Below are 23,623 nucleotides of genomic sequence, written 5' to 3'. Positions count from 1 at the left end.
TATGCACGACACACCATCAAAAGCGTCTTACACATCAGGATTATTTGCCTTCTTCATAGGACGCATTGCGGATATGTTTTCAAATGTAAATTGGGCAGACGTTGCATCTGTAACAGGTATTGTGATCGGCGTCGCAACATTTCTTGTAAATTGGTATTACAAGAAAAAAGATTTTGAATTAAAAGAAAAAGAATTAAACCAACGGAGCCATCACCATGATTAAACGAACAGCGAAATATGCATGCAGTGTTGTGGCGATTGTAGGATTGGCACTATCTTTACACGGGCATGAAATTAGAACATCAGAAAAAGGCTTGCTATTGACTGGCAATGCAGAAGGATGTCAAAGAGTGCCATATAACTGCCCTGCAGATGTATTAACATTCGGGCTAGGAACCACTGATGCAGTCGAAAAAGTCATTCCACATAAAGTCTATACAGATGAAGAAATTGCAAATGCCTTTACAAAGGGAATTAAACAAGCCGAAAAATGTGTGAATACGTATGCAAACGGTCAAGCAATGCCGCAAGGTGCATTTGATGCCTTAGTGTCAATTACCTTTAATGCAGGATGCGGGAACTTAAAAAACAGCACGCTTTTTAAAATGGCACGGAAAGGATATAGCAAAGCCATGTGCGGTCAATTTGAACGATGGATTTATGCAAACGGCGTTCCACTGAAAGGCTTAATTGAAAGACGACAAAAGGAGAAAGCATTATGTTTGGGTTCTTAACAAAAAAAGAAAAATACATTTTATTGGTTGGCCCGCTCATGCTTGTGGCAATTATCCTATTTCAAGGGTGGCAAGCCAACCACTGGCGAGCCGAAGCCGCCAAAGAGGAACAATTAAAACAACAATGGGAAGCGTCTTACGTTGCCTTAAATGAAAGCGTGGATAAATTCAATGAGCAACAAAAAGCACTCACGGAAGCCGTTAATCAATTAAAAATCTCTCAAACCAAGCAAACACAGGATTTAAAAAATGCACTTAAAAAACACCAAGATTGGGCTGACACTTTTATCCCTGATGACGTTAGCGGCGTGTTCAACAACACCGAAAATCATTAAACAGCCAATTCTATGCCCGCAAGTTGCAGAATGCACGCCATTTGCCGCCACAATTAAAACAAACGGCGATTTGGCTAACGCCTATCTACAAAGCCAACAAAAGCTAAGTGTATGCATTGTTGAAAATCAAGCATTAAAGAAATGCATTGATGAATTTAATAAACAGGAAAAACAATGACAGATCAATTTGACCGTGCGCAACAGCTCGAAGAAATGCAACGTGAAATCGCCCTTAAAAAACACCGCACTTTTAAAGCAGTAAGTCGCCTTTATTGTGAAGATTGCGATGCGCCCATCCCAGAAAAGCGCCGCCAATTAATCCAAGGCGTAACGCGTTGCGTGGATTGTCAGCAAAAATATGAAATGCAACAACGGAATTTCAGAAAATGAAAAAACCAAACCAACTGCGCAAAATCCTTGAGCAAAGTCACCAAGACTTTGTGAAAAACCCTGACCGCTTACAGCTTTATGTTGACGGCGGTCAAGTTGTTGCAACAGGCAGCACATCACTGAGCTTTGAGTATCGTTACACGCTCAACATCATCATCACTGATTTTGCCTTTGATATTGCAAGCCTAATCGTGCCGATTAATGCGTACTTACGGAAAAACCAACCCGAACTATTCGAAAATCCGCAACGCCGTGAAAATGCCTTTAAATTCCAAATGGATTACAACAATAACAACACGGCGGACGTGTCGTTTGAAATCCAACTTACCGAACGAGTTGTGGCAAAACAAGTGGGCGAAAACGTGCAGATGACTTATGCCACCGAACCAACCGCACCGGAATGGGAACAGTTAGGAAAAGTGAAAGTGTATCTAGGCGAAATTACGGATGAAAATTTAATTTTTAAAAGAGAAAAATAAAAATGAGTGATGGGATTGAGCAAGTAAAACTCGCATTTACCGATTTATTAAAAAATATCAGTAAACCACGGCGACGTTTACTCTATCAACAAATCGGGCGGGAATTAGCGAGAAATCAGCGTAGAAGAATTAAAGCACAACAAAACCCAGATGGCTCACCATTTGAACCACGCAAAAAAAGAAAACAATTCAGCAGAAAGAAAGGCAGAATAAAAAATCAGCTGATGTTCAACAAAATAGTCTCACCATCCCATTTAAAACTTAGATATGAACAAGAAGGTATTTCACTTGGTTTTTATGGCGGGGATGCAGCAATTGCAAATGTTCACCAATATGGATTATATAGCAGTCCATCTAAATATAAGGATTTCAAAGTGAAATATGCCCAGCGGGAATTACTGGGCTTTAGCGAAGAAGATATTGAAATGATTGAAAGATTTGTGATTAAAGCGATTGCAGAAGGTAGTCTCTAATGGCGGGTAAACATCCCAACGATGCCGCCAATAATCGCGACAAGCGGAGTGACGAAAATTGCACAAATCAATCCTGACCCAATAAACGAGAATAAAGCAATAGTATACAAACTAATATCAGGCAATTCCGCATGAATTTGATAAGCCAACGTTGGGAAAACAATAAAAATACCAATGAATAAAACCCAATCTATTGCACGTTCCATCATTCACCCCTTATTTGTATTACTTTATAGGTAAATAATATGAGCAAAGATTTAAAAATTCAAGTGTTATTATCCGCAATGGATAAATTAACTGGGCCATTCAAATCTGCACAAAAAGCAACGAAACAACTTTCAAACGTTCTAAATGAAAATAAAACAAAATTAAGATCTCTATCTAAAGAATATAATCAAAATGAACTTCAAATAAAAAAATATAGAGAGACATTAAATCCATTAAAAGCAAAGCTTAACGAAAACACGCAAGCTTTATCTAAAGCTTATGCCGAAGTGCGCAGAATGGAATCTGCTTTAAAAACGATGCCTAAACCAACAGCGGGATTTAGTAACAAACTTAATGAAGCCAAAAAGAATGTCACTAAGTTACAAACTGAACAGGCAAAAATGATCTCAAAATTAAAAAACACTCGTGCAGAATTTAGTCGCAATGGGATAAGTGCCGCCAATCTAGGGCAACGCCAAAGAGATTTGCAAAATCAAATAAAAGGCGCAAATAAAGAGATCGACCAACAAAGAAACAAACTATCAAGACTGAATGAGAAAGCACGGCAGAAAAATAGCTATGCACAGCGTGTAGATGGATTGCGCACCAAAGCAGAACAATATGCCAACATCGGCGGAAGAGCATTGGCAACACACGCCATGATGAAAGAACAGGTCATCAAACCTGTGACCGCATTTGCACAAGCCGAAGTTGCCGCAACCAATCTCAGAGTGGCAATGATGGATAAAGATGGGAAAGTCTCGTCTAATTTTGAAAAAATCAACAAACTTGCCACAAATCTTGGGGATAAATTGCCGGGTACAACAGCCGATTTCCAAGATTTAATGACAATGCTCGTTAGACAAGGCATGAGTGCTGAAACGATTTTAGGCGGTACAGGTGAAGCGGCAGCGTATCTATCGGTACAGCTTGAAATGCAACCAAAACAAGCCGCAGAATTTGCCGCCAAGATGCAAGACGCCACCCGCACCACTGAAAAAGACATGATGGGATTAATGGATGTTATCCAAAAGGGATTTTATGCGGGCGTTGACCCAACCAATATGCTAGGCGCTTTTAAAAATCTTGGTTCAGCCATGGATACCATTAAAATGAAAGGCTTGGACGGGGCAAAAGCACTCGCACCATTTGTTGCAATGTTCGACCAAGCAGGAATGGACGGTTCTGCATCAGGTAACGCCATGCGTAAAGTGTTACAAAAAGGGATGAAATATGGCGACATTCAGGCCACATTAAATAAGCTTAGAAAAAAAGGACTTCTACGATCAAATATCAATCTTGATTTTACCAATGGCAAAGGTGAATTCGGTGGCTTTGATAAGTTATTTAGTGAATTAACTAAGCTTAAAAAATTAGATACTGCAGAACGCATAAAAGTGATTGAAGGCGTATTTGGTAATGATGCAGAAGTCAATCAGGTGGTATCTACGCTTATTGAAAAAGGCAAAGCGGGGTATGAAGAATTTGCCGCCAAAATGGAAAAACAAGCCGATTTACGTAAGCGAGTAGATGAACAATTAGGCACGCTAACCAATATTTGGGAAGCCACAACAGGGACTTTCACAAACTTACTCGCAGAAATAGGCGCAACCATTGCCCCACAATTAAAACAATTATCCGCAGAGTTAGGGGAAATTACAGAAAAAGTGAAGAACTGGGTTAAAGCCAATCCAGAGCTAACAGGAACATTAATGAAAATCGCCGTGTTTTTAACTGCCGTTGTGGGTATAACGGGTGCGCTTGCTTCTGCATTTAGCTTCCTACTCTTCCCTATTGGTAGAACCGCTTTATTTTTAGGATCACTGGGTAAGACGATTATCGGTATTATTCCAAACATACTCGCTTTCAGTGCCGCATTATTGACAAATCCGCTCACATGGATTGTTGCGGGCATCGCCGCCGTCATTGCTGCAATCGTATTACTTGTTAAAAACTGGGATGTTGTAAAAGAAGCATTTGCCACAGGTTGGAATTGGTTGTGCGAATTATTCAACACTGGGTGGGAAAACATTAAAGGATTTTTTGCATCAGGGATTGATAAAATTTCCGCCACGATTTCAAGTTGGGATCCGCTTGGGTTGTTTTATAAAGTATTTGCACAAGTGTTGGGTTGGTTCGGCGTAGATTTGCCAAATAGTTTTTCTGCGTTCGGTTCTAAAATCATGTCAGCCCTTGGCGATGGTATTTTTAATACGTTTGACACAATCAAAACAGGCATAATGAATACCGTAAATTGGATAAAAGAAAAACTAGGCTTTTCCACCGAAGCAGAAAGCACCATAAACCAAATTAAAACAAATGCAGGACGAGGCAATATCAACGGCGTGGCAGACAATGTCGCCTATACTGCAATTGGAACAATGGGAAAATTCTCTTCAGGCGGTTACACCGGGAATGGCGGCAAATATCAACCGATGGGCATTGTTCACGGTGGCGAATATGTCATGACCAAAGAAGCCACAAACCGTCTAGGCATCGCCACGCTGAACGCCTTAAATTACGGCAAGCAAGCTTTAATTGCGGGCGGTTTAGGTATCGGACTTGCCACTGCCGCACCAATTCAGGTTGATAGCAGACCGCCAATTTCCGCACGTCCAAGCATCAGCCAAACCATGCAACCAATGGCGGTCAATATCACCATTAATGCACAAGCAGGGCAAAATGAACGACAAATCGCCCAACTTGTTGCCGCCGAGCTTGAACGAATCAACCGACAACAACAAGCAAGGGCAAGAAGTCGAATGACAGATCGGGCATAAAAAATAAAAGGGCGAAAGCCCTTTTTTGTTACCGCCTTTTTCACACTCCCCCACACTCGCAAAATTAAACAAACTCACCAAAAATAGGGGCAATTATTACAAGTAGAAATCCGCCCATGTCAGCTGATAACAACCGCAGAATTGAAAGCATCATCCGCTTTGGCTTAATTGCCGAAGTCGATCATGCACAAGCAAAAGCACGGGTCAAGTGCGGTGAAATTTTGACGGATTTTTTACCGTTTATCACTTTGCGATCAGGCACAACAAAAACATGGTCGCCGCCAACACAAGGTGAACAATGCGTCATCTTGGCGGCAAGTGGTGAACTGACAACAGCGTGCATCATCACAGGGCTTTACACTCAAAACAGCCCAAGTCATTCAGCCGATGAACACGTGATCGAATTTGCCGATGGCGCAAAAATCACCTACAACCAAGCAAATGGCGATTTGGTTGTAACAGGAATAAAAACAGCCAATATCAAAGCCGCTAATCAAATCAATATTGACTGCCACACTGTCAACATTAAAGGCAATGTGAATATTGACGGGAATTTATCTACAACCGGCACAACAACGAGCAAAGGCGCAATTAGCACACAAAGCAACGTTTCAGCAAGCGGCGACATAAAAGGTGGCGGAATTAGCTTACAAAATCACGTTCACGTTGCACAAGGTGAAAAAGCACGAACAAGTAAGGCAACTGCATAATGAATCGATTTACAGGCGAGAAGATCACAAGCGAAACGGAACACATCAAACAGTCAATCGCAGACATTTTATTGACACCAATCGGCTCACGTTTACAACGCCGAGATTATGGCAGTCGTATTCCAGAACTCATTGACAGACCAATGAACCACGCTTTGTTGCTCCAACTTGCCGCAAGTGCGGTGATGGCATTACACAAATGGGAACCACGTGTGATGATTAGCCAATTCAAACCACAACTTACAGAAAACGGTATCACTTGCTCCATTGTGGGCAGAACAAAAAATCAAAACAATGTCATCAATTATGATGATGTATGGCTAGGCGGTAAGAATGAGCGAATTAGTTGATTTATCAAAACTGGACGCACCGAAAGTTTTAGAAGATCTTGATTTTGAAACATTGCTTGTGGAAAGAAAGCAAGAATTTATCAATCTTTTTGACGAATCAGAACGTCCATTTTGGCAGTCTAGATTGAGCCTAGAAAGCGAACCAATTACCAAACTCTTGCAAGAAGTCGTTTATTTGCAACTGCTTGAACGCACACGCATTAATCAAGCCGCACAAGCAACAATGCTTGCTTATGCAACAGGAAGCGATTTAGATGTGATCGCCGCAAACTACAACGTGAAACGCCTACTTATCCAAGCAGAAGATAATACGACAACCCCACCGAAACCCGCAATCTATGAAGATGATGCGGAGTTACGATTAAGAACACAGCTTGCCTTTGAAGGAATGTCAGTGGCAGGACCAAGAAGCGCTTATGTGTTCCACGCCTTATCCGCTCACGCCGATGTAGCGGACGTGTCCGTCGTCTCACCTGAACCCGCCCATGTTACCGTCACGATTTTAAGCCGAACAGGACAAGGCGTCGCAAGTGAAACCGTATTAAAAGCCGTCAGCGAAAGATTGAACGATGAAAATATCAGACCAATCGGGGATCGTGTAACAGTGCAAAGTGCAGTGATCCAAACATACGAAATCCGAGCAAAATTGCATTTATATCGCGGTCCCGAATATGAGGCGATAAAAGCAGAAGCAATGAAAAAACTCACCGCATACGCCGCAGAAAAACGCAGACTAGGGCGCGACATTAGCTTATCGGGAATTTATGCCGCACTGCACCTTGAAGGCGTTCAGCGAGTGGAATTACTCGCCCCCACTACCGATATTGTGTTACCTAGCTCAAAATCAGCCTACTGCACGGCAATTAATTTGGAGATCGTGACAAGTGATGATTACTAATCATTTACTGCCGATAGGTTCAACCCCATTAGAAAAACGTGCGGCAGAAATTCTGAAAAGTGCGGTTGAAAATCCCATTGTTATTGCAGATTTAATCAACCCTGAACGTTGCCCCGCTGAATTACTCCCTTATTTAGCTTGGGCATTGTCGGTGGATAAGTGGGATGAAGATTGGAGCGAAGAAGTTAAACGCATTGCCATTAAACAATCTTTTTTTGTGCATAAGCACAAAGGCACGATTGCCGCCGTGAAACGAGTGATCGAACCAATAGGCTATCTTGTTGAATTAAAAGAATGGTTCAATCAAAAACCGCAAGGCAAAGCCGGCACATTTAGTATTACCGTAGAAGTGCCGGAAACAGGATTGAATGAGCAAACTTACAACGAATTAGTGCGATTAATTAATGATGTAAAACCTGTTTCACGCCACTTATCACAGCTCGCCATCGCCATTTCACCAACTGGCACAATGAATACATTCTTTGGGCAACAAACAGGCGAAATCATCAGCGTTTACCCTATTTAAGGATTTATATGACAGCACAATATTTCACAGTATTAACAGACTACGGCACACAAGCTTTTGCCAAAGCCATCGCAACCAATCAACCAATTCAATTTTCAAGCTTTGCAGTGGGTGACGGTAACGGACAAGCCGTTACCCCAACGGCAGACCGCACAGCATTGGTGAAAGAGACACACCGTGGAAATGTCAGTGCCGTATCACTCGATCCACGCAACAACAAGCAAATAATCATTGAATTAACAATACCGGAAGATGTTGGCGGGTTTTATATCCGAGAAATGGGCGTTTTCGATAGCACAAACAAATTAGTGGCTTATGCCAATGCGCCTGAAAGCTTTAAACCAACACTCGAAAGCGGAAGCGGCAAAGTGCAAGTGTTGCGGATGATTTTAAAAGTCAGCAATTCCCAAGCTGTCACATTGAGTATAGATAATTCGGTGATTTTTGTTACACGTCAGCAGTTCACCCCACAAAAAATCACATCATCAACAACAAATGGCTTTGATGAAAGCGGGCATACACACGAAATCGAAAAAGCCGATACAACAAAAGCAGGTATTGTGCAACTCACTGATGACACGGAGCTTGATAGTGACAAATTGGGATTGTCTGCAAGAGCCGGTAAAAAACTTGCACAGCTCATCAGCACGGTTCAACTCGCCCTTGGTAATTACATTCAAAACAACAAAAAATCAAATTCAGTTACTAGCAACAGCAATGACAATGTGGCTACATCGTCAGCCGTCAAAACAGCGTACGATAAAGGCGTGGAAGCAAAAACGGCAGCGGACAATGCACAACTAACAGCAAATGACGGCGTATTAAAGGCGAATAACGCACAGCGTTCTGCTGATAATGCCAACACAAATGCAAACGGTAGAGTGTCTAAAAATGGCGACACAATGAGCGGTCCGCTGACTGTGCCTAGAGTTTATACAGGAAGCGTAGAATCATCAGGGTATGTAAATATTAGCTCAAATAATGGGGTTGTTTTTTATAATAAAGGGAATCCAGAATATACAGCCATCTTGTCAGAAAACGGGTTAGACATAAAAAAAGCGGTAATGTCACATGACGGATTGAAGTCTGATCATATTGGGTACGGTGGGTATGGCTCGCAATATGATTACTCAGCGCCATTTGAAGTTATTGAGGCAGCCGCCAATAGCATTGGCACATTTTACCCTTTTGTTAAAGGGAAAGTGATGAGTAGAGGTAATAGCGGTGCGGCTTTTTCGCTTGGTTACACGACAAAACAAACTGGCTACAACGAGTACGGTAATTTCGGAAGAGGCGTGATTAATCTAGTAGAGGATAACGGAAGTTTCAAAAATTGGGAATTTGAACACACAGGAGTTTTTCGTTCAGCAGGTGATGTAATTACAGGGAATGGAAATTCATTAAATTGGTACACGCACGTATTAAATAGCTTGATAGGCGGTATAACATCTTCTTCATACGGTTCACATTACCAAGGTGCCGATGTCTTTAAAATTAAGCAAAATAGACTAATGATAATCAGAATGCAGATTGGACTTGTGAACGCATCAGGGGACTACTACTTACCAGAATCTTTTGATGGTTCGGCCAGTGCGATAGCCATTGATTCTGGGGGCGCGGTTAATCCAGTCGGGGCGTTCTTCAAAGGCGGGAATTCTGTTTATATATCAGTAACCCAACCAACAAATGTGACCGTTATTGCAATAGGAGTTAAAAGTTAATGTTAAAACAATTCAATATAGCGACATTATCATTTCGAGACCCCGTAGGTAATGAGGACGGATGGATTAATATAGCGACACAAGCACAGATTGACGAGATTTCAGCAAGTATCACCAATGGCGGTGATATATGGGTGGAAAATGGGAAAATACACTGTTCAGGCAAAGCCCCAAGTGAATTTCACATTTTTGACAAAGAGAAAAAACAGTTTGTCATTTCAAAAGAAAAACAAGCCGAACTCTTAATCAAACAACGTGCAGAAATTCGCGCACAAATCAACGCTAAACGCGATGAGTGCGTAAATGGCGGCGTGTTTGTGCCTGAAATCAATAAATGGGTTGATACTGATGACAAAGGGCGAAGCACGTTAGTTGAGATTAAGGCTGACTTTGACTTAAACGGCAAAAACAATACTTATACCTTGATTTGCGCAGACAACACCGCACAAGTTATCCATTTTGAAGAATTCAAAGCAGCATGGAACGCGGTGAAAACACTTAAAGAAAAAATGTATGAAAACGCATACATGCATAAAGTATTGCTTGAACAATCAGAAAATCCGACGAATTACAACTGGTCAACGGGGTGGAGTAAAACCTATCAGGAGCATTTGAATGAACAGCAAGCTTAAACAATACCTATATCACAACATCATTGCTATCGATCAGCTATTCAATGCCTTGACAGGTGGTGCGGCAGACGAAACATTATCAAGTCGCACCTATCGTGGGGCGATATTAGCCGAACAACCGAAAAAACGATGGCGTGTACTCTATCGATTCATCAATGGATTATTTCGAGATAAAAACCATTGCAAAACTGCATACGAAAGCGAAATAAACGGCAAACAGCACGATGAGCGATTTAAGGCGGTGCAACGTGGCTGACATCATTTTTAATTGGATTCGCGGCGATGATGAAATGGAAACCCTTGTATTTACAACCGAACAAGGCGAACCCATGGATTTTACTGATTGCCGCTTTGATTGCGACATTGTGCCAAATGGACGAGGCGAACGCATCCGCTTATCCACGACAACAGGCGAAATTACGGTTAATCAAAACGAAGTCACGTTGACCATCTCACACGATAAAACAGAAGGCGTGAATTGGGATGCCGCAACATGGGATTTGCAACGCACTAATGCGCAGGGATTAGTCAAAACATTATGTGGCGGTAAAGTGATCCTGAAAAAGGATGTTACCCGTGCAGATTAATTTGAAGAAAACACCCATTACCGTACAAGTAAAAACAGGCATTAAGCCTAGTCTTACTGTGGCAGTAAAGCAAAAAGAAAGCATCGGCGTGAAAGTGGAAAGTGGCGGTGAAAACCTATCGCTTGAAAGCTATAACAACGAACTTTTGAAATACTATGAACTAGGTAAAAAGGACTACCAACATGGCAAAACCAACACCAACTAAAGAAGAACAAGGCTTTGTTTATCAACTCGGCCAAGATGTGGCTAAGCTAGGCTTTGAAATTGAAAAGCTTAAAAGTAAGTCTGTTAAGGCGATGCGAGTAACTGTGCCAGCCAGACCAGAAAATTACGACGGTGGCGATTTAATCGCCAAGGTATCGTTACCGGACGAGTATCAGCACATGATTTGTATTAAGTCCAGAAATAACGAAATTGAGCTTATCCAAACGGGAGAGACATTAGAGATTACCGCAGAATATAGAGAGTATGAATTTTATCTCGCACCTGTTTATAAGTTTAATAATGATGCGGTTAATGCAACATTCGACCCAGAAATAATCGCAGAAATTGAAAAAACAAAACGCGATGCATTAATCTATAAATACCTTGCTAAGTATTTAACAGATAACTATTTAACACAAGTGCGAAATGACCCTCAAGTTCAAGGGTATATAGGAACACTAAGCGTTTACAATGCTAATGTGTATGTCAATAAGAATGGATTAGATGCTTTATTGGCTAAGCCTTTTGTGATAAATGTACAAGGCGCAGAATTACCGCCAAAATATAATGAAGAGGCTAAATCTGCTATTAAAATAGAGCTAGATAATATTAACGCTGGACGTGTCGATTTAAGCAGTGCATCAAATTTCGAAATTGAAAACTACTTTATTGATTCTGGTGTTTAATTTTAAAGTGCGGTCAATTTTGGCCGCATTTTGTCACCCCGTTTTTCACACTTCCAACTGCTCGCACTGCTCCATTCTCTCGATCACAATAAAGACATTATTTAACCAATAGAAACCATAGGGCTAAAATATGTCTGATGAATATCTCCATGGGGTCAAGGTAACGGAAATTGCCGAAGCCTTGCGAACACTCACCACATCATCCACTGCCGTGATCGGTTTAGTGGCAACGGCAGCAGATGCAGATGCAACTGTTTTCCCACTCAATAAACCCACTCTTTTAACAGGTATTACCGCCGAAGTTCAAGCGAAAGCGGGTAAACAAGGCACATTATCCCGTGCGTTAGATGGCATTGCGGACATCGTGAATTGTAAAGTGGTCGTCATTCGAGTGGAAGAAAGCGACGATGAAAGCACCATGAAAGCAAACGTCATCGGCACAGTGGACAGCGACGGCAATTACACTGGCTTAAAAGCGTTCTTGGTATCTGCTGCCGTTTGTGGCGTGAAACCGCGTATTTTCTGCGTGCCGAAGTATGACAGCCAAGATGTCACCACCGAGCTTTTAAGCGTGGCGAAAAAACTGAATGGATTTGTGTATGCATCGTGCGCAACAGCAAAAACCAAAGAAGAAGCGGTCACTTATCGCCGTAATTTCTCACAGCGTGAATTAATGCTGATTTTCGGTGACTTCTTATCGTTCAACCCGAACACCAAAGAAACCGAAGTGGATTATGCAGTCGTCCGTGCAGCAGCAATGCGTGCGTATCAAGATAAAGAATACGGCTGGCACACTTGCATTTCTAACAAAGGTTTAACTGGCGTCACTGGCGTGACTAAACCACTTTCATTTGACATTAACGACAGTGCGACCGATGTCAACTATCTGAACGAACAAGGCATCACTTGTTGCGTCAATCACAATGGCTTCAAATTATGGGGCTTGCGCACCTGTTCAGCCGACAAGTTATTCATCTACGAAAACTACACCCGCACCGCACAAGTGTTGAAAGACACTATCGCACAATCATTTGATTGGGCAGTGGATAAAAACATCAGTGTGATGTTGGTGAAAGAAATCGTGGAAGCGATCAATGCAAAATGGCGTGAATATGTGGCGAAAGGTTACTTAGTCGGTGGTAAAGCATTTATCAATTCATCACTGAACACTGCCGCCACATTAAAAGATGCAAAATTGCTTGTGTCTTATGATTACTGCCCTGTTCCGCCATTAGAACAATTAGGCTTTAACCAATACATCAGCGATGAATACCTTGTGGAATTCGCCGCAGAGATTGCCAAAGTAGGAGCATAACAAATGGCTTTACCACGTAAACTAAAACTCATGAACTTCTTGGCAGACGGTAATTCTTACCGTGGCCAAGTTACCGAAATCACCCAACCTAAATTGGCAATGAAACTGGAAGAATACCGCGCAGGCGGCATGATTGGTCCAGTGAAAGTGAATTTAGGCGTGGAAGGCTTGGAAGCGCAATTCAAAATGGGCGGTTACATGACCGAACTCATTAAAGAATTTGGCGGCAAAATTGACGGTTCTGCATTACGTTTTGCGGGTGCATACCAACAAGACGACACCGAAGAAGTCACCGCCATTGAATTGATTATGCGTGGTCGTTTCAGCGAAATTGACAACGGCACAAGCAAATCAGGCGATGACACCGAACAAAGCTACACCGTGCCATTAACCTATTACAAAATCATCGAAAACGGCAAAGATTTGGTCGAAATTGATTTACTCAACTCAATCTTTATTGTCGGCGGCACTGACCGCTTGGCAGAACACCGTTCAGCGATTGGCATCTAATCACCACCTAGCCCCGCAAGGGGCTTTTATTAAATCACTCCCCCACGCTTAAGCGTGGCATTTTTAAAGGTATAAAAAATGAAAAACGAAAACAGCAAAGTGATCACATTAACGAATCCGCTTGTGCGTGGCGAAACTAAAATCACCGAAATCACCGTCAACAAACCTACCGTGCCGGCATTAAAAGGCTTGAAAATGTTTGACGTGTTGCAAATGGACGTGGACGCATTGCAAGTGTTGCTCACTCGCGTGACAAATCCTGTGTTGCACAAATCCGACTTTTCTACAATGGAAGTGGCAGACTTCACCGAGCTTGCGGCGGTGGCTGTCGGTTTTTTAGGGAAGAATTCGGAAGCGGAAGCGACCGAATAATGATAGCCGCCACGGTCGAAGATGCCATGGCGGACATTGCATTAATTTTCCATTGGCAACCACAAGCCTTTGAGCAAATGACATTTGCCGAATTGATGACATGGCGAGAAAAAGCAAGGGAACGAAATGAAACAGAAACTGATTGATTATGTATTAAATATGCCACGGCATATTGTATGGCGTGGAATCTTTATTCTTTCCATCTCATTTTGGTTGCTTGTGATTTTCGGCATTGCCTTTCTCTTTCGCTAACTCACCAAGTGCGGTCAGAAATCACGGGATTTTTTGACCGCACTTTTCTTTAGGAATAATTATGGCCACGATTTTAATCTTCTTTTTCTATTTCTTGTCAATTATCACCGCAACAGTTTGCGCCACGTTTTTGATGTATCACAACATTAATGGTTGGGGTTGGATTATCGCCATCGCCATTTTATTGACATTCATCAAACTACACGTAAAGGAAAGCTAGCATGTTTCAAAACTTTGCTTTAGCCGCACTTGGAATGTTTGTTTTTACACGGCAAACCGTGCCTTTTCAAAGCCTTGACCGCACATCAACATGGCGACATCCAACCAATGCGATTGTGGGTGCGATGCCGAAATCACAATTCACCGGCAAGGAAAGCGAAACCGTGACAATCGGCGGGCGACTTATCCCCGAAATCACGGGTGGCAGATTTTCCATTAAAGCGTTGGAATTAATGGCAGACAGTGGCGGTGCCTTTCCACTGATCGACGGAGCAACCTTTGAAATTATCGGTTTCTTTGTGATTGAAAATATCCAAGAAACCCGCACCGAATTCTTTGGCGATGGCGCACCCCGTGCCATTGACTTCACGATGAACCTTAAACGCACTGACGATCCGATGTTGATTGCCATTGCCGACAGTTTAATGAGTAATCTGTAATGTTAGGCTTAGACTTTAACGACAATCACCGCACACCCGCTTTTAAAGTGGTGATCACCACAAAAGACAACAAACAGCAAGACATCACGCAAGTGATATCAAGCCGTCTGATCAATTTGTCTTTAACCGACAATCGCGGCTTAGAAGCGGATACACTCGACTTAGAATTATCCGACCATGACGGCAAACTGGCTTTGCCGCCACGCAATGCCACAATCAGCCTTGCACTGGGTTGGAAAGGCGCACCGCTGATTGACAAGGGGAAATATTCTGTCGATGAAGTGCAGTTTTCAGGCGGTGCATCATCTGCTGACAAGCTCACCATTCGGGCAAGAGCGGCAGATTTAAAAGGCTCGTTCACCGAACAAAAAGAGCGGTCATTTCATAAGAAGAAATTGGGCGAAATCGTCAACGAAATTGCACAAGGGAACAAACTCAAAAGCCAAGTGGCGAAAGAGCTTGCAAGCCGCTTAATCGACCACATCGACCAAACCAACGAAAGCGATATTAATTTGCTGACACGCCTTGCAGAAGAACACGGGGCAATGTGCACGGTTAAAAATGGCACGTTGCTCTTTATGCCATTAGGCAAAGCAAAAACCGCCACAGGAAAAGATATTCCACTGCGTAAAATCACCCGCAAGAATGGCGACAACTACAATTTTTCCATCGCTGAAAGTGAAAACTACAAAGCCGTGCGCGCATATTGGCACGATACGGACAGCGGCAAGCGGGGCGAAATCACGGTGGATGAAAACACCAAGATTGTGAAAAAACAGCGAATGACGAAAGGCAGAACGCTGAAAAACGGCACCGTGAAAGGCAGACGATTAAGCAAACGCAAATACAACGAAATTGAGCAACAAGAACCCATTACAAGTGACAGTTCTCAAATAAAATCACTGCGACACACCTACGCAAGCGAAAAAACAGCCATTACTGCCGCCAAATCAGCCTTTGATAAGCTTAAGCGCGGCGTGGCAACATTTAGCCTTAATCTCGCCTTTGGTGAACCTGATTTAATGCCAGAAACGCCGATTGAACTTTCAGGCTTTAAAGCCGAAATTGATGCAACAAATTGGCTGATCACAAGAGTGACGCACAATCTTTCAGATGGCGGCTTTACCAGTCAAATTGAATGCGAATTGAAAGTAGAAGATGAAGAAGTGGACGTGAAGAAGGTGAAAAAATAAAGCCCTCAAATGAGGGCTTATATTATGGATTTTTATTTAATAGCATTTTCATAATTTGCGACACTCGCTTGTTTGCCTGTTCTCTTTGAACGGTAAGAATTACAAAGACAACAAATAGCACAAAATTTGAAATCACAAATATTACCATGCCATGTTTTGAATCGTAGAAATTAGAGCTTATATTAATAATAAGATTGAACACCCAACCTAACAATAATGAAGTTCGCCAAGTTCCATAAGAATCATAACTGCTCTTTTCTAAATTATAAAGATTAAGTAAGTCATTGTTTGTCATAAGAACCCCGCACATAAATAAAATGTGGGGGTATTATATAACATCCATAGGGGTAACTTTTGGCGATTGCTTGTTGTCTTTTTCTTCACTGGCTTGAGACTTTAAAGACTTAATTTCATCTAAGATAATATTATTCTGCTCTTTGAGTTCTTTTAATTCTTCTTGTTGTTGCTCAATCATCTCTATCATTTGTTCTTGTTGGTGATCATTAAATATATAATCAAGCCCCTTTTCTGCGGCATATTGAAAGAGAAAAAGCAATACCGGAATCAAAACAGAAATGACTTTATGATTATTTTGAGATATTTGGTCGATTGACTCAATAGCATCTTCAAAAGAATGAGTTTGACCATCTTCGATTTGCTCAAGATGTTTTATATTAATAAGCAAAGAATTGAAGGCTTCTTCTGATGCTGCATCATCAATGTTTAATACTGTCTTAAGTTGAACAAGCACGTCTTGAATCTGCTTTATTTCAGGCGGTAAAGAAAAGCCGATTAATTTATTGCCAAAATTACGGATCTCAATCAATTCTTTTATGTTAAGCAATTCTGGGATTGGTGGGAGTAGATTTAAAGTCACGGTGCCTGAAAAATTTTGCACCCTAACGATATTTTTTAGTAAAGCGGCAATATTACTCGGCAAACTATACCCAATAATATTGCCATTTAGCGTTTCAATTGAATCCATATTTATTTTCTACAGACATTCTCACAAGGCACACCGTCACCGTCTCGATCTAAACGGCTTTCACCACATTCGTTTAAATGGAATTTAGCTTCAGCGCAAGAATTCATCTCTTTGCAATATTTCCTATCAGCACAACTAAACTGTTCTGCATCTGCTTTTTTACTTTTTGCAAAAGTTGCTGTTGAGAAAGCAAGGGAAAGTGCGGTTAGAATCAAGAATAGTTTTTTCATTGTGGAATTTCTCCCGTCTCAAGCATAGCCATGAACTCATCTTCGCTAAAATATGGGATTCCGCGTTCAAGTGCTTGTGCTATTTTTGATGGTCCGGCATTTACGCCGCAAACTAAGAAATCTAAATTTTTACTTACTGCAGTTCTGACTTTAAATCCATTTTTTTCTGCTAGTAATTCAAGTTTCAATTTCTCATCACGTTTGAAACCAGTAAAACAAATTTCAAGTTTATGTGATTTTTGTTTAGTCGGTTTAATTAGTGAAGATTGTTTTTTACGAATACCTTGTTTTCCCAACCACTCATCGACAAAAAAACATTCATTATTTTGCCAAATCATGCCGTCTATGCGATCTAAGCGGAAAGTACGGGTTCCTTGGGCAGAATAACAATATCCTTCAATGTAAATATCATCCACATAATCCACTTTTACTTCACGTTCAGATGTTTCACCTTGTGCATTAGTATAAGTAAATTCAATTATCTTTGATGATTTCCTCTTTTTCTCTGAATTTTCTGAATTCAGCAAATAGGGACTAGATGTTATGCTAGGTGAAGGTGGCGAAATTGGTGGTTTGCTTGTCGCCTGTTTAAATTCAACTTTTTTTGATTTTAGTGCAGGGGTGCTAGGAGATGATTTGCCCCTCGTTTCCAGATGTTCTTTTTTCTTTTCGAGTTTAGTTATTTCGAGTTTAGTTACGATCCAACCAAGAAAAATGAGTCCCCAGAAAAATGCTGCGCCAATATACTCACCAAAATAGTTACCGATTGCGACCGATATTGTGAGTAGCACTAGCAAAGACAAGCATCCTGCAAGCATTTATTTGTCCTTATTACAATAATCTCGGATTAAACGGTAATACTGCTAAAAACTTCCCAATAATTTCTGCAGTGTCAAATAATTCGTCAGTGATTTCAAAGGGAGGATAAAGTGGGTTGTCACTTAATGCGCGAATTACACCAGTTGGCAAACGTTGTAGGCGTTTGATGTAGGTTTCACCGTTTAAATTAAAAACGTAAATCCCTTCTGCTACATAGTTATTAATTAGCGTGTCCACAAAGACTAAATCACTCGGATTGATTGTGGGTGAAAGGCTATCCGTCGGCACTTTAAAGAGTTTTATTCCCACTGCACTTTTTCGCCCAATTACTTTGAATAATCCTTCCTCTGTGAAGAAGATACTTTCGATCACATCGGGATAATCTACATTCACAATGCCACTGCTATGGGCCGCTGCTTGATAATCCATCACGTCTACACGAAAGGCATTTTGCTCGTTTTGCGCGGGTACATAGGCGATAAATTCCGTATCTGGTTCCCCTTCTCCTGTCTTCAACCAATGTGCATTAACACCAAGTGCACTTGCAATTTCTAAAATATTTTTAGGTGAACGAGTTCGCCCATTCACTATATCGCTAATTGATGGTTGAGATACGCCAAGCTGCTTTGCAAAAGCATTCATAGATAAGTTTCTATCATCAAGCAGTTGCTTTAATCGGGTTGATAAATCAGACATAAATTCTCCTTGTGTATAAGTTATAGGTAAACTTTGAATAAAACAATAAAATATTTCTTGCAATTATTAAAGGATTTCCTATAATAAACTTAAAGGAAAACTTATAGGCGGTTTTAAATGAATGAAAAAGTGATACTAGCTACAGAAATTTGCGGCAATCAATCAGCCTTAGCAAGAGTATGTGGAGTTAGTCAGCCTACTGTAAATGGGTGGATAAATGGTGCGAGTATGGATGTGAAATATATTCCCGCCATTATCAAAGCTACAGAAGGCAAAGTAAGAGCCGAAGATTTACGCCCCGATGTGGATTGGGCAGTGATTAGAAACAGTTAAGGTGGTGAATAGTGAACGTAGATCATAAATGCGCAAATTGCGGAAGTAACAACATCCGTGTGCGAACTTCCGAAAAGATCGGTTTATTGTCAATCGACGTGTTGGCTTACTGCAACAACTGCGGCACAGAATTAAGAGTGCAAAGCCAAATTACAAGAGTAAGAACGCCAATCTATAACGACCGCCCAGAAGCATTAAGTGCGAATAAGCCGTTAAATCAGATTGACGAGCGTCAGCGATAAATCGACATCTAGTCTTTAATTTTCATCAAGATTTTTAAACACCGTCGTTTGAAGAAATTCATGCGACAGGATTTTTGCAACCAAAATTTAGGGAGAACAAGAAAATGGCACGTAAAAACTATGTGTACGACAACGGGAAAACACACAAAGAACGTGTGAATGTGTATCAGTTAGAAAAACGTGTAAAAGCGTTGGAAGTACAGAACCAAGCAATTAAACGTCATCTTCAACATCAAATCAACTTAAACCAACAACAAGTGCTATTGAATGAAACACTTTCCGACCGTGTGGCACTGCTTGAAAAAGCAAGTTGGAGCAAGCAAGGGATGTTTGGTCGTTGGTTAAGTTGGGTTCAAGGTAAATAAGCAAGGGGGCGTGTGATGTACGTTTCAGGTAAAGAAAGTGCGGCGGCAAAATTCTGCAAAGAAAATCAAATTGCGGTTGAGCCTGTGCAAAGTTGGGGCGATTGCCGCCATGTGATCGGTAAAAGTCGCTATCGCGTGGAATACGCTTTCAGCAACCTTTCACAAGGCGAAAGAGAAATCCTGTTGGCAATGGCAGAACTCGACATCAATGATTTAGTTAGCACCACATTTTCAGGCGAGAAACTACACCACTACACCGAAAACGGACAACGCAAAATCGCCAAGGCGTTTCGCAAAGTGCGGTTGATTTCGGGGATGTTTCCGAAAGGCATTACCGAACGCGAATTCACATTAATTGATAAAGCATTGAATTAGGGGGAAGTATGGCAACCGTTATTTTAAGTCGTGGCGCATTGAGCATTGTGGCAAAGGAATATTATCAAAAACTAGATAAGGCACAGGAAAAATTATTCGCTTACATCTATCACTTAGACAAAGGCGATGAAGAACAAGCAAGACAAGCATTTAATGAATTTATTGAAAACGGCGACTTGGCGACAAAAGCACGCCAACTCTTTTTACAAAAATACAGAGATTGGGAGCAATGGCAAGCCAATCCACGGAGAAAAACAGCATGAGAACAAAATTCATCGCCTTTAGAACGGCAAGCAAAACTGCAGCAGAGGCAGAACGTGCAGAACAATATTTAAAAGCCGCACAATTTTGGCGCAAAGCCTATCAGTTAGCACCAAGTACACCGGATGAAGATTGGTGCTTTGCACGTGCAGATCGTTGTTTTAAAGCCGCCATTGATACAGGCGCAATCAAGGTAAGAAAAAGCAGACAGTTAGATTTCAAGGATTTTTTGGAGAAAGGCAATGAGTGATTTTTTCATTGGATTAGCGGTGGTGATGTTGGGCTGTTTTATGGCCGCCGCATTGTTAGATGCCGCCTTGTGTTGGTTGGCAAGTTGGATAAGTAAGCACTTTTAAGGAGAAAACAAAATGAATACCGATATTTACATCAATTTAGATTGCGGAGCCGAATTACAAATCACCAAGATTGGCGACCGCTTTCAAGTGTTAGAGATTGTCGCAGATAGTGACGGTTGGCGAAAACAAAAAGCAAGAGTGATTGGGCGATTACACAACACCATCATTGGCGCAGTGAATGAAGTCCGCAACTTTGCCTTAGCACAATATGAAGTGCTTTCACTCACTGAAATGGAAAGTGCGATCAACTCAACCAATCAAGCCATTAAAGATTACTTTGATCAGCACAATGAATATTTAGCAAACTTACAAAGAGCATAGAAATAACATGATGAACTGGGAGCAACAACGAGACAATAACATCGCTAAACGTGATTCAGCGATGGAAGAAGCTCGTTTGGCAAGAATGGAAAGTGCGGCTAAAACTCACCGCACTTTAGACTTGCCGCAAGCAACTGCCGCACAAATTGAGCTGTTTGCGGTTGCTCCTAATCATTTTGATTATGTTGAAAAACTGCTTTCAGATTTACCACGCAAACGCCAACGTGAACACTTCCGTAATGTGTGGTTGCGTGCTTATCGCAGTGTTAAAGATGATGGGTCAATTAGTTTTAGTTTAGGCAATAAACAAGCCCGAATTGCCAACACCACATTGCGTGATGTTTTGACCAATCGTTTGGAAGCCGTTTTTGAGCAATATCGCATTTCTGTTTCGTGGTTGCTTGAACGCAAACACTATTCAGCCAACTTGGCCATGCAAAAGCCTGTGGATAGTCAAGGCTTGCATTTCTACCTATTAGGCGAACGCCAATTAAAAGAGATCGCCTACAAACTCGCCTTGCACTTCAACGGATTGCAAAGCGATTTCGTGGAAGATTGTGCCAATCAAAAAGCCGTTGGGCTATTAAGTGCGGTCGATTTTTCACGTTTAAGCAGTGAACTGCACCGCCTTTGTGCTGATGTTTGCAAAAACATTGGCTTTCCGCTTAAAAGCCAACACCGCCTTGAAGAAGGTAAACGCCTTTCTGTGCAACAGCAAGAAGGCGAATTGTTGCGTGTGGTATGCGAAAAATACTGGTTTCGCACATTACGCAGCACGCAAAAACGCCTTATCGAGCATTTGGCGATTGGTTGCGGTGAAGTATCGGCAAAAGTCAGTCCTTACATTTCAACAGGTGCATTGAGCGATTACCGCAATCAACAAAAAGCCAACTTGGAATATTTAAAACAGATGATTATTGAAAACATTGACGATCCATCAGAACAGGTGGAATTGATGGCAATGTGGCAAAAATCTTCCGGTAATCCTGCCATCCGTTTTAACGAGATGATGAACCGCTTGCGTGGCGTGGACGAATGGGCAACAGAAAAAGGCTATGTGTCATTGTTCTTAACCATGACCGCCCCTTCATCTTTCCATGCAACCCATAACAACGGCACAAATAACAAGAAATGGAAAGGTGCAGACCCACGCACAACCCACGCTTATTTAAGCAAAAATTGGGCGCAGTTGCGTGCCTTGTTTGCTAAACGTGGCATTGGCTTTTTTGGTATGCGCGGCGTTGAACCACACCATGACGCCACTCCACACTGGCATTTGCTTGTGTATGTGAAAGCGGAAGATAAAGAAGAAGTGATCCGTTTATTTAAATCAAAAGCTTTAGAGTTAGACGGCGATGAATTCGGGGCGAAAAAACACCGCTGCAGAGTAGATGAAATTGACCCTGCAAAAGGTTCTGCCGTTTCTTACATCGCAAAATACATTGCCAAAAACATTTATGCGGGCAATCAAAAAGACGAAACATCGGACGAAGTGGAAGGTTTGAAACTTGACGAAAACGTGCAACGTGTGCGTGCGTGGGCGAACCTTTGGGGAATTCGTCAATTCCAGTTTTACGGCAATCCGCCAATTTCTGTATGGCGTGAATTACGCAAATTAGAGAAGTGGCAGTTAGATGATGTTGATGATAAGACCATTGCAGACGCGCAAGCGGTTTGTGATGTGTCTTGTTTTGCAAGTTATTTAGAGTTGCAAGGGGGCGCAATGGCTAAACGTGAAGATCAGCCATTATGCGTGGAATATGAAGAAAGTGAGCCGAACCAATACGGCGAAACAAGAAAGAAAATTGTGGGGGTGAAAAACCGTTTCAGTTTAGCAAGTATAAGAACAAAACTTAAAAATTGGGTTATTAAAAAAGGCACAGCGGCAGATGTTGCAACTGATGCCAATGCGGAGACCACCGAAACAAACAAGGAGCGTAGCGACGCTTGGACTTGTGTCAGTAACTGTAACCGTTCAGAAATTGAACAAAAGGTAAAAAATGCACTTTTACCTGTCGGTTTTATGATTAATCGGTCACAAATTGATCTATTAATCAAATATAAACGGTTACGGCTTAATGACTTTCAGTGGATTTGTTATGAAAACGCCAACGTTTTCATCAAAGAAGAAAAAATTCCGCTCTTTTCTGTGAAAAAATTTAGTCAGAAAGTGACTGGATTTTGGGAAAGATTGGGGAAAATGTAGGTGAATTATGGGTAAATTTTTGAAATTGGAATTCGTAAAAGAAAATGTTGAACCAGTTAAAATTAAAGGAAAGTCAGATGTTATGCCAATTAGCAGTGGTTTTGAACATTTCACTGCATATTTAAGTTCAGATTTAATTACTTGTTTTGTGGAATGCGAAGAAATACCGGGTGATGGAACATCTATTAATGATGATGATTTTTCAGAATGCTTAGAAACAGGAACAGCACTTTATCTTTCAGAAGAAGGAATAAAAGTAATTGATGATCTTTGTGACCGTTTTTATTCAGATATGGGAATAGTAAATAATACATCTTGTTTAAGTGGAGTTAATTTAGTTCTTGTTACAAATTCGATAGATAACATCATCAAACAATTAAATGGTAATGACGGAAAATAAAAAATTTAATATTAAACATTA

Annotated in this window: 41 protein-coding genes; 35 read left to right on the top strand and 6 right to left on the bottom strand. The window is 41.3% G+C overall.

Annotated elements, in window-relative coordinates:
• Nucleotide 1 precedes the first annotated feature (1 nt).
• The 7 genes from INP94_RS07085 to INP94_RS07055 are packed head-to-tail and all read left to right on the top strand — an operon-like array spanning nt 2 to nt 2,411.
• Nucleotides 2-223 (top strand): phage holin, encoded by a 222-nt coding sequence (locus tag INP94_RS07085; RefSeq protein WP_049367478.1) that lies wholly within the window; start codon nt 2-4, stop codon nt 221-223.
• Nucleotides 216-734, top strand: a complete 519-nt coding sequence (locus INP94_RS07080; protein WP_005700153.1) for a lysozyme — start codon at nt 216-218, stop codon at nt 732-734. Before INP94_RS07085 ends, INP94_RS07080 begins: the two co-directional genes overlap by 8 nt.
• The gene (locus INP94_RS07075; protein ID WP_049367476.1) at nt 719-1,069 is read left to right on the top strand and encodes a chemotaxis protein; all 351 of its coding nucleotides are present in this window, start codon (nt 719-721) and stop codon (nt 1,067-1,069) included. Before INP94_RS07080 ends, INP94_RS07075 begins: the two co-directional genes overlap by 16 nt.
• Complete coding sequence (gene lysC / locus INP94_RS07070) at nt 1,029-1,247, top strand: Rz1-like lysis system protein LysC (RefSeq protein WP_232087388.1); 219 nt, start codon at nt 1,029-1,031, stop codon at nt 1,245-1,247. The genes INP94_RS07075 and lysC overlap by 41 nt, the downstream gene beginning before the upstream one ends.
• Nucleotides 1,244-1,459 (top strand): TraR/DksA family transcriptional regulator, encoded by a 216-nt coding sequence (locus tag INP94_RS07065; protein WP_197543134.1) that lies wholly within the window; start codon nt 1,244-1,246, stop codon nt 1,457-1,459. Before lysC ends, INP94_RS07065 begins: the two co-directional genes overlap by 4 nt.
• The gene (locus tag INP94_RS07060; protein WP_197543133.1) at nt 1,456-1,938 is read left to right on the top strand and encodes a phage tail protein; all 483 of its coding nucleotides are present in this window, start codon (nt 1,456-1,458) and stop codon (nt 1,936-1,938) included. The genes INP94_RS07065 and INP94_RS07060 overlap by 4 nt, the downstream gene beginning before the upstream one ends.
• 2 nt (nt 1,939-1,940) lie before the next feature.
• Entirely contained in the window at nt 1,941-2,411 is a 471-nt protein-coding gene (locus INP94_RS07055; protein WP_197543132.1) for a phage virion morphogenesis protein, read from the top strand.
• On the opposite strand, the gene INP94_RS07050 is transcribed toward INP94_RS07055, so the two are convergent.
• Nucleotides 2,408-2,620, bottom strand: a complete 213-nt coding sequence (locus tag INP94_RS07050) for a hypothetical protein (protein WP_197543131.1) — start codon at nt 2,618-2,620, stop codon at nt 2,408-2,410. The two genes, INP94_RS07055 and INP94_RS07050, sit on opposite strands and share 4 nt — an antisense overlap.
• Before the next feature lie 36 nt (nt 2,621-2,656).
• Between INP94_RS07050 and INP94_RS07045 the strand changes: the two genes are divergently transcribed.
• From INP94_RS07045 to INP94_RS06960, 19 genes are all read left to right on the top strand, one after another.
• On the top strand, nt 2,657-5,398 hold the full coding sequence (locus tag INP94_RS07045) for a phage tail tape measure protein (protein WP_197543130.1): 2,742 nt from the start codon (nt 2,657-2,659) through the stop codon (nt 5,396-5,398).
• A gap of 116 nt (nt 5,399-5,514) precedes the next feature.
• Nucleotides 5,515-6,108, top strand: coding sequence for a phage baseplate assembly protein V (locus tag INP94_RS07040; RefSeq protein WP_197543129.1), 594 nt, complete (start codon nt 5,515-5,517; stop codon nt 6,106-6,108).
• A complete protein-coding gene (locus INP94_RS07035) occupies nt 6,108-6,458 on the top strand; it encodes a GPW/gp25 family protein (protein WP_197543128.1) in 351 nt (116 codons plus the stop codon). The genes INP94_RS07040 and INP94_RS07035 overlap by 1 nt, the downstream gene beginning before the upstream one ends.
• Complete coding sequence (locus INP94_RS07030; RefSeq protein WP_197543127.1) at nt 6,442-7,356, top strand: baseplate assembly protein; 915 nt, start codon at nt 6,442-6,444, stop codon at nt 7,354-7,356. Before INP94_RS07035 ends, INP94_RS07030 begins: the two co-directional genes overlap by 17 nt.
• Entirely contained in the window at nt 7,346-7,882 is a 537-nt protein-coding gene (locus tag INP94_RS07025; protein WP_197543126.1) for a phage tail protein I, read from the top strand. Before INP94_RS07030 ends, INP94_RS07025 begins: the two co-directional genes overlap by 11 nt.
• An 8-nt stretch (nt 7,883-7,890) precedes the next feature.
• On the top strand, nt 7,891-9,603 hold the full coding sequence (locus INP94_RS07020; RefSeq protein WP_197543125.1) for a phage tail protein: 1,713 nt from the start codon (nt 7,891-7,893) through the stop codon (nt 9,601-9,603).
• Nucleotides 9,603-10,235, top strand: coding sequence for a DUF4376 domain-containing protein (locus INP94_RS07015; RefSeq protein WP_197543124.1), 633 nt, complete (start codon nt 9,603-9,605; stop codon nt 10,233-10,235). Before INP94_RS07020 ends, INP94_RS07015 begins: the two co-directional genes overlap by 1 nt.
• Entirely contained in the window at nt 10,219-10,491 is a 273-nt protein-coding gene (locus INP94_RS07010; protein ID WP_197543123.1) for a DNA helicase UvrD, read from the top strand. The genes INP94_RS07015 and INP94_RS07010 overlap by 17 nt, the downstream gene beginning before the upstream one ends.
• On the top strand, nt 10,484-10,822 hold the full coding sequence (locus INP94_RS07005) for a hypothetical protein (RefSeq protein WP_197543122.1): 339 nt from the start codon (nt 10,484-10,486) through the stop codon (nt 10,820-10,822). Before INP94_RS07010 ends, INP94_RS07005 begins: the two co-directional genes overlap by 8 nt.
• On the top strand, nt 10,812-11,027 hold the full coding sequence (locus INP94_RS07000; RefSeq protein ID WP_197543121.1) for a hypothetical protein: 216 nt from the start codon (nt 10,812-10,814) through the stop codon (nt 11,025-11,027). Before INP94_RS07005 ends, INP94_RS07000 begins: the two co-directional genes overlap by 11 nt.
• Nucleotides 11,005-11,712, top strand: coding sequence for a hypothetical protein (locus INP94_RS06995; protein WP_197543120.1), 708 nt, complete (start codon nt 11,005-11,007; stop codon nt 11,710-11,712). The genes INP94_RS07000 and INP94_RS06995 overlap by 23 nt, the downstream gene beginning before the upstream one ends.
• 130 nt (nt 11,713-11,842) lie before the next feature.
• A complete protein-coding gene (locus tag INP94_RS06990; protein WP_197543119.1) occupies nt 11,843-13,027 on the top strand; it encodes a phage tail sheath subtilisin-like domain-containing protein in 1,185 nt (394 codons plus the stop codon).
• Between the two features lie 3 nt (nt 13,028-13,030).
• Complete coding sequence (locus INP94_RS06985; RefSeq protein WP_005700105.1) at nt 13,031-13,537, top strand: phage major tail tube protein; 507 nt, start codon at nt 13,031-13,033, stop codon at nt 13,535-13,537.
• Nucleotides 13,538-13,615: 78 nt separating this feature from the next.
• Nucleotides 13,616-13,909 carry a phage tail assembly protein gene (locus INP94_RS06980; protein WP_005700107.1) on the top strand — a complete coding sequence of 98 codons (294 nt, stop codon included), beginning with the start codon at nt 13,616-13,618 and terminating at the stop codon, nt 13,907-13,909.
• On the top strand, nt 13,909-14,055 hold the full coding sequence (locus tag INP94_RS06975; RefSeq protein ID WP_111406503.1) for a GpE family phage tail protein: 147 nt from the start codon (nt 13,909-13,911) through the stop codon (nt 14,053-14,055). Before INP94_RS06980 ends, INP94_RS06975 begins: the two co-directional genes overlap by 1 nt.
• Nucleotides 14,056-14,085: 30 nt before the next feature.
• The gene (locus tag INP94_RS10875) at nt 14,086-14,214 is read left to right on the top strand and encodes a hypothetical protein (protein WP_269475096.1); all 129 of its coding nucleotides are present in this window, start codon (nt 14,086-14,088) and stop codon (nt 14,212-14,214) included.
• Between the two features lie 8 nt (nt 14,215-14,222).
• Nucleotides 14,223-14,381: a hypothetical protein gene (locus INP94_RS06970; RefSeq protein WP_197543118.1), complete on the top strand. Its 159-nt coding sequence runs from the start codon at nt 14,223-14,225 to the stop codon at nt 14,379-14,381.
• Nucleotide 14,382: 1 nt separating this feature from the next.
• On the top strand, nt 14,383-14,820 hold the full coding sequence (locus tag INP94_RS06965; RefSeq protein ID WP_005700061.1) for a phage tail protein: 438 nt from the start codon (nt 14,383-14,385) through the stop codon (nt 14,818-14,820).
• Complete coding sequence (locus INP94_RS06960) at nt 14,820-16,013, top strand: phage late control D family tail protein (protein WP_197543117.1); 1,194 nt, start codon at nt 14,820-14,822, stop codon at nt 16,011-16,013. Before INP94_RS06965 ends, INP94_RS06960 begins: the two co-directional genes overlap by 1 nt.
• 22 nt (nt 16,014-16,035) lie before the next feature.
• Here the strand turns inward: INP94_RS06960 and INP94_RS06955 are convergent, their stop codons facing one another.
• From INP94_RS06955 to INP94_RS06935, 5 genes are read right to left on the bottom strand one after another with little or no spacing between them, the layout of a single operon-like run.
• Nucleotides 16,036-16,308 carry a hypothetical protein gene (locus INP94_RS06955; protein ID WP_197543116.1) on the bottom strand — a complete coding sequence of 91 codons (273 nt, stop codon included), beginning with the start codon at nt 16,306-16,308 and terminating at the stop codon, nt 16,036-16,038.
• 33 nt (nt 16,309-16,341) lie between these two features.
• Complete coding sequence (locus tag INP94_RS06950) at nt 16,342-16,998, bottom strand: hypothetical protein (protein WP_197543115.1); 657 nt, start codon at nt 16,996-16,998, stop codon at nt 16,342-16,344.
• Nucleotides 16,999-17,000: 2 nt separating this feature from the next.
• Nucleotides 17,001-17,228, bottom strand: a complete 228-nt coding sequence (locus INP94_RS06945; protein ID WP_197543114.1) for an excalibur calcium-binding domain-containing protein — start codon at nt 17,226-17,228, stop codon at nt 17,001-17,003.
• Entirely contained in the window at nt 17,225-18,046 is an 822-nt protein-coding gene (locus INP94_RS06940) for a BRCT domain-containing protein (protein WP_197543113.1), read from the bottom strand. The genes INP94_RS06945 and INP94_RS06940 overlap by 4 nt, the downstream gene beginning before the upstream one ends.
• A 13-nt stretch (nt 18,047-18,059) precedes the next feature.
• A complete protein-coding gene (locus tag INP94_RS06935) occupies nt 18,060-18,743 on the bottom strand; it encodes an XRE family transcriptional regulator (RefSeq protein WP_197543112.1) in 684 nt (227 codons plus the stop codon).
• A gap of 117 nt (nt 18,744-18,860) precedes the next feature.
• Here INP94_RS06935 and INP94_RS06930 point away from each other — a divergent pair, with 117 nt between their 5' ends.
• The 9 genes from INP94_RS06930 (at nt 18,861) to INP94_RS06890 (ending at nt 23,602) form a co-directional block, all read left to right on the top strand.
• Nucleotides 18,861-19,076, top strand: coding sequence for a helix-turn-helix domain-containing protein (locus INP94_RS06930; RefSeq protein ID WP_115637812.1), 216 nt, complete (start codon nt 18,861-18,863; stop codon nt 19,074-19,076).
• An 11-nt stretch (nt 19,077-19,087) separates the two neighbouring features.
• On the top strand, nt 19,088-19,318 hold the full coding sequence (locus tag INP94_RS06925) for a hypothetical protein (protein ID WP_197543111.1): 231 nt from the start codon (nt 19,088-19,090) through the stop codon (nt 19,316-19,318).
• A 104-nt stretch (nt 19,319-19,422) separates the two neighbouring features.
• Entirely contained in the window at nt 19,423-19,683 is a 261-nt protein-coding gene (locus INP94_RS06920) for a hypothetical protein (protein ID WP_197543110.1), read from the top strand.
• A 15-nt stretch (nt 19,684-19,698) separates the two neighbouring features.
• A complete protein-coding gene (locus INP94_RS06915; protein WP_014064345.1) occupies nt 19,699-20,058 on the top strand; it encodes a hypothetical protein in 360 nt (119 codons plus the stop codon).
• An 8-nt stretch (nt 20,059-20,066) separates the two neighbouring features.
• Entirely contained in the window at nt 20,067-20,321 is a 255-nt protein-coding gene (locus tag INP94_RS06910; protein ID WP_197543109.1) for a hypothetical protein, read from the top strand.
• The gene (locus INP94_RS06905; RefSeq protein WP_232087386.1) at nt 20,288-20,569 is read left to right on the top strand and encodes an ANR family transcriptional regulator; all 282 of its coding nucleotides are present in this window, start codon (nt 20,288-20,290) and stop codon (nt 20,567-20,569) included. The genes INP94_RS06910 and INP94_RS06905 overlap by 34 nt, the downstream gene beginning before the upstream one ends.
• A gap of 118 nt (nt 20,570-20,687) precedes the next feature.
• Nucleotides 20,688-20,996 (top strand): hypothetical protein, encoded by a 309-nt coding sequence (locus INP94_RS06900; protein WP_197543108.1) that lies wholly within the window; start codon nt 20,688-20,690, stop codon nt 20,994-20,996.
• Between the two features lie 7 nt (nt 20,997-21,003).
• Complete coding sequence (locus INP94_RS06895) at nt 21,004-23,202, top strand: replication endonuclease (RefSeq protein ID WP_197543107.1); 2,199 nt, start codon at nt 21,004-21,006, stop codon at nt 23,200-23,202.
• 7 nt (nt 23,203-23,209) lie between these two features.
• Nucleotides 23,210-23,602, top strand: a complete 393-nt coding sequence (locus INP94_RS06890) for a hypothetical protein (protein WP_197543106.1) — start codon at nt 23,210-23,212, stop codon at nt 23,600-23,602.
• Nucleotides 23,603-23,623: the final 21 nt, after the last annotated feature.

This window comes from Haemophilus parainfluenzae (genome assembly GCF_014931395.1).
In the GTDB taxonomy this organism is placed as follows: domain Bacteria; phylum Pseudomonadota; class Gammaproteobacteria; order Enterobacterales; family Pasteurellaceae; genus Haemophilus_D.
Note: the sequence above shows the minus strand (reverse complement) of the source record. Positions and strands in the feature narration are given on the sequence as shown.

Excerpts from the sequence above, each read along its gene's own strand:
- INP94_RS07025 (WP_197543126.1), top strand. The coding sequence starts at position 7,346 with ATGATTACTAATCATTTACTGCCGATAGGTTCAACCCCATTAGAAAAA.
- INP94_RS07045 (WP_197543130.1), top strand. The coding sequence starts at position 2,657 with ATGAGCAAAGATTTAAAAATTCAAGTGTTATTATCCGCAATGGATAAA.
- INP94_RS06910 (WP_197543109.1), top strand. The coding sequence starts at position 20,067 with ATGGCAACCGTTATTTTAAGTCGTGGCGCATTGAGCATTGTGGCAAAG.
- INP94_RS06900 (WP_197543108.1), top strand. The coding sequence starts at position 20,688 with ATGAATACCGATATTTACATCAATTTAGATTGCGGAGCCGAATTACAA.
- INP94_RS07060 (WP_197543133.1), top strand. The coding sequence starts at position 1,456 with ATGAAAAAACCAAACCAACTGCGCAAAATCCTTGAGCAAAGTCACCAA.
- INP94_RS06945 (WP_197543114.1), bottom strand. The coding sequence starts at position 17,228 with ATGAAAAAACTATTCTTGATTCTAACCGCACTTTCCCTTGCTTTCTCA.
- INP94_RS06970 (WP_197543118.1), top strand. The coding sequence starts at position 14,223 with ATGGCCACGATTTTAATCTTCTTTTTCTATTTCTTGTCAATTATCACC.
- INP94_RS07050 (WP_197543131.1), bottom strand. The coding sequence starts at position 2,620 with ATGATGGAACGTGCAATAGATTGGGTTTTATTCATTGGTATTTTTATT.
- INP94_RS06920 (WP_197543110.1), top strand. The coding sequence starts at position 19,423 with ATGGCACGTAAAAACTATGTGTACGACAACGGGAAAACACACAAAGAA.
- INP94_RS06950 (WP_197543115.1), bottom strand. The coding sequence starts at position 16,998 with ATGGATTCAATTGAAACGCTAAATGGCAATATTATTGGGTATAGTTTG.
- INP94_RS07085 (WP_049367478.1), top strand. The coding sequence starts at position 2 with ATGCACGACACACCATCAAAAGCGTCTTACACATCAGGATTATTTGCC.
- INP94_RS06965 (WP_005700061.1), top strand. The coding sequence starts at position 14,383 with ATGTTTCAAAACTTTGCTTTAGCCGCACTTGGAATGTTTGTTTTTACA.
- INP94_RS07010 (WP_197543123.1), top strand. The coding sequence starts at position 10,219 with ATGAACAGCAAGCTTAAACAATACCTATATCACAACATCATTGCTATC.
- INP94_RS06935 (WP_197543112.1), bottom strand. The coding sequence starts at position 18,743 with ATGTCTGATTTATCAACCCGATTAAAGCAACTGCTTGATGATAGAAAC.
- INP94_RS07075 (WP_049367476.1), top strand. The coding sequence starts at position 719 with ATGTTTGGGTTCTTAACAAAAAAAGAAAAATACATTTTATTGGTTGGC.
- INP94_RS06915 (WP_014064345.1), top strand. The coding sequence starts at position 19,699 with ATGTACGTTTCAGGTAAAGAAAGTGCGGCGGCAAAATTCTGCAAAGAA.
- lysC (WP_232087388.1), top strand. The coding sequence starts at position 1,029 with ATGACGTTAGCGGCGTGTTCAACAACACCGAAAATCATTAAACAGCCA.
- INP94_RS06980 (WP_005700107.1), top strand. The coding sequence starts at position 13,616 with ATGAAAAACGAAAACAGCAAAGTGATCACATTAACGAATCCGCTTGTG.
- INP94_RS06960 (WP_197543117.1), top strand. The coding sequence starts at position 14,820 with ATGTTAGGCTTAGACTTTAACGACAATCACCGCACACCCGCTTTTAAA.
- INP94_RS06985 (WP_005700105.1), top strand. The coding sequence starts at position 13,031 with ATGGCTTTACCACGTAAACTAAAACTCATGAACTTCTTGGCAGACGGT.
- INP94_RS06905 (WP_232087386.1), top strand. The coding sequence starts at position 20,288 with ATGGCAAGCCAATCCACGGAGAAAAACAGCATGAGAACAAAATTCATC.
- INP94_RS06940 (WP_197543113.1), bottom strand. The coding sequence starts at position 18,046 with ATGCTTGCAGGATGCTTGTCTTTGCTAGTGCTACTCACAATATCGGTC.
- INP94_RS07015 (WP_197543124.1), top strand. The coding sequence starts at position 9,603 with ATGTTAAAACAATTCAATATAGCGACATTATCATTTCGAGACCCCGTA.
- INP94_RS06895 (WP_197543107.1), top strand. The coding sequence starts at position 21,004 with ATGATGAACTGGGAGCAACAACGAGACAATAACATCGCTAAACGTGAT.
- INP94_RS06990 (WP_197543119.1), top strand. The coding sequence starts at position 11,843 with ATGTCTGATGAATATCTCCATGGGGTCAAGGTAACGGAAATTGCCGAA.
- INP94_RS06955 (WP_197543116.1), bottom strand. The coding sequence starts at position 16,308 with ATGACAAACAATGACTTACTTAATCTTTATAATTTAGAAAAGAGCAGT.
- INP94_RS06975 (WP_111406503.1), top strand. The coding sequence starts at position 13,909 with ATGATAGCCGCCACGGTCGAAGATGCCATGGCGGACATTGCATTAATT.
- INP94_RS07035 (WP_197543128.1), top strand. The coding sequence starts at position 6,108 with ATGAATCGATTTACAGGCGAGAAGATCACAAGCGAAACGGAACACATC.
- INP94_RS07040 (WP_197543129.1), top strand. The coding sequence starts at position 5,515 with ATGTCAGCTGATAACAACCGCAGAATTGAAAGCATCATCCGCTTTGGC.
- INP94_RS07080 (WP_005700153.1), top strand. The coding sequence starts at position 216 with ATGATTAAACGAACAGCGAAATATGCATGCAGTGTTGTGGCGATTGTA.
- INP94_RS10875 (WP_269475096.1), top strand. The coding sequence starts at position 14,086 with ATGGCGTGGAATCTTTATTCTTTCCATCTCATTTTGGTTGCTTGTGAT.
- INP94_RS07020 (WP_197543125.1), top strand. The coding sequence starts at position 7,891 with ATGACAGCACAATATTTCACAGTATTAACAGACTACGGCACACAAGCT.
- INP94_RS06930 (WP_115637812.1), top strand. The coding sequence starts at position 18,861 with ATGAATGAAAAAGTGATACTAGCTACAGAAATTTGCGGCAATCAATCA.
- INP94_RS07065 (WP_197543134.1), top strand. The coding sequence starts at position 1,244 with ATGACAGATCAATTTGACCGTGCGCAACAGCTCGAAGAAATGCAACGT.
- INP94_RS07030 (WP_197543127.1), top strand. The coding sequence starts at position 6,442 with ATGAGCGAATTAGTTGATTTATCAAAACTGGACGCACCGAAAGTTTTA.
- INP94_RS06890 (WP_197543106.1), top strand. The coding sequence starts at position 23,210 with ATGGGTAAATTTTTGAAATTGGAATTCGTAAAAGAAAATGTTGAACCA.
- INP94_RS07055 (WP_197543132.1), top strand. The coding sequence starts at position 1,941 with ATGAGTGATGGGATTGAGCAAGTAAAACTCGCATTTACCGATTTATTA.
- INP94_RS06995 (WP_197543120.1), top strand. The coding sequence starts at position 11,005 with ATGGCAAAACCAACACCAACTAAAGAAGAACAAGGCTTTGTTTATCAA.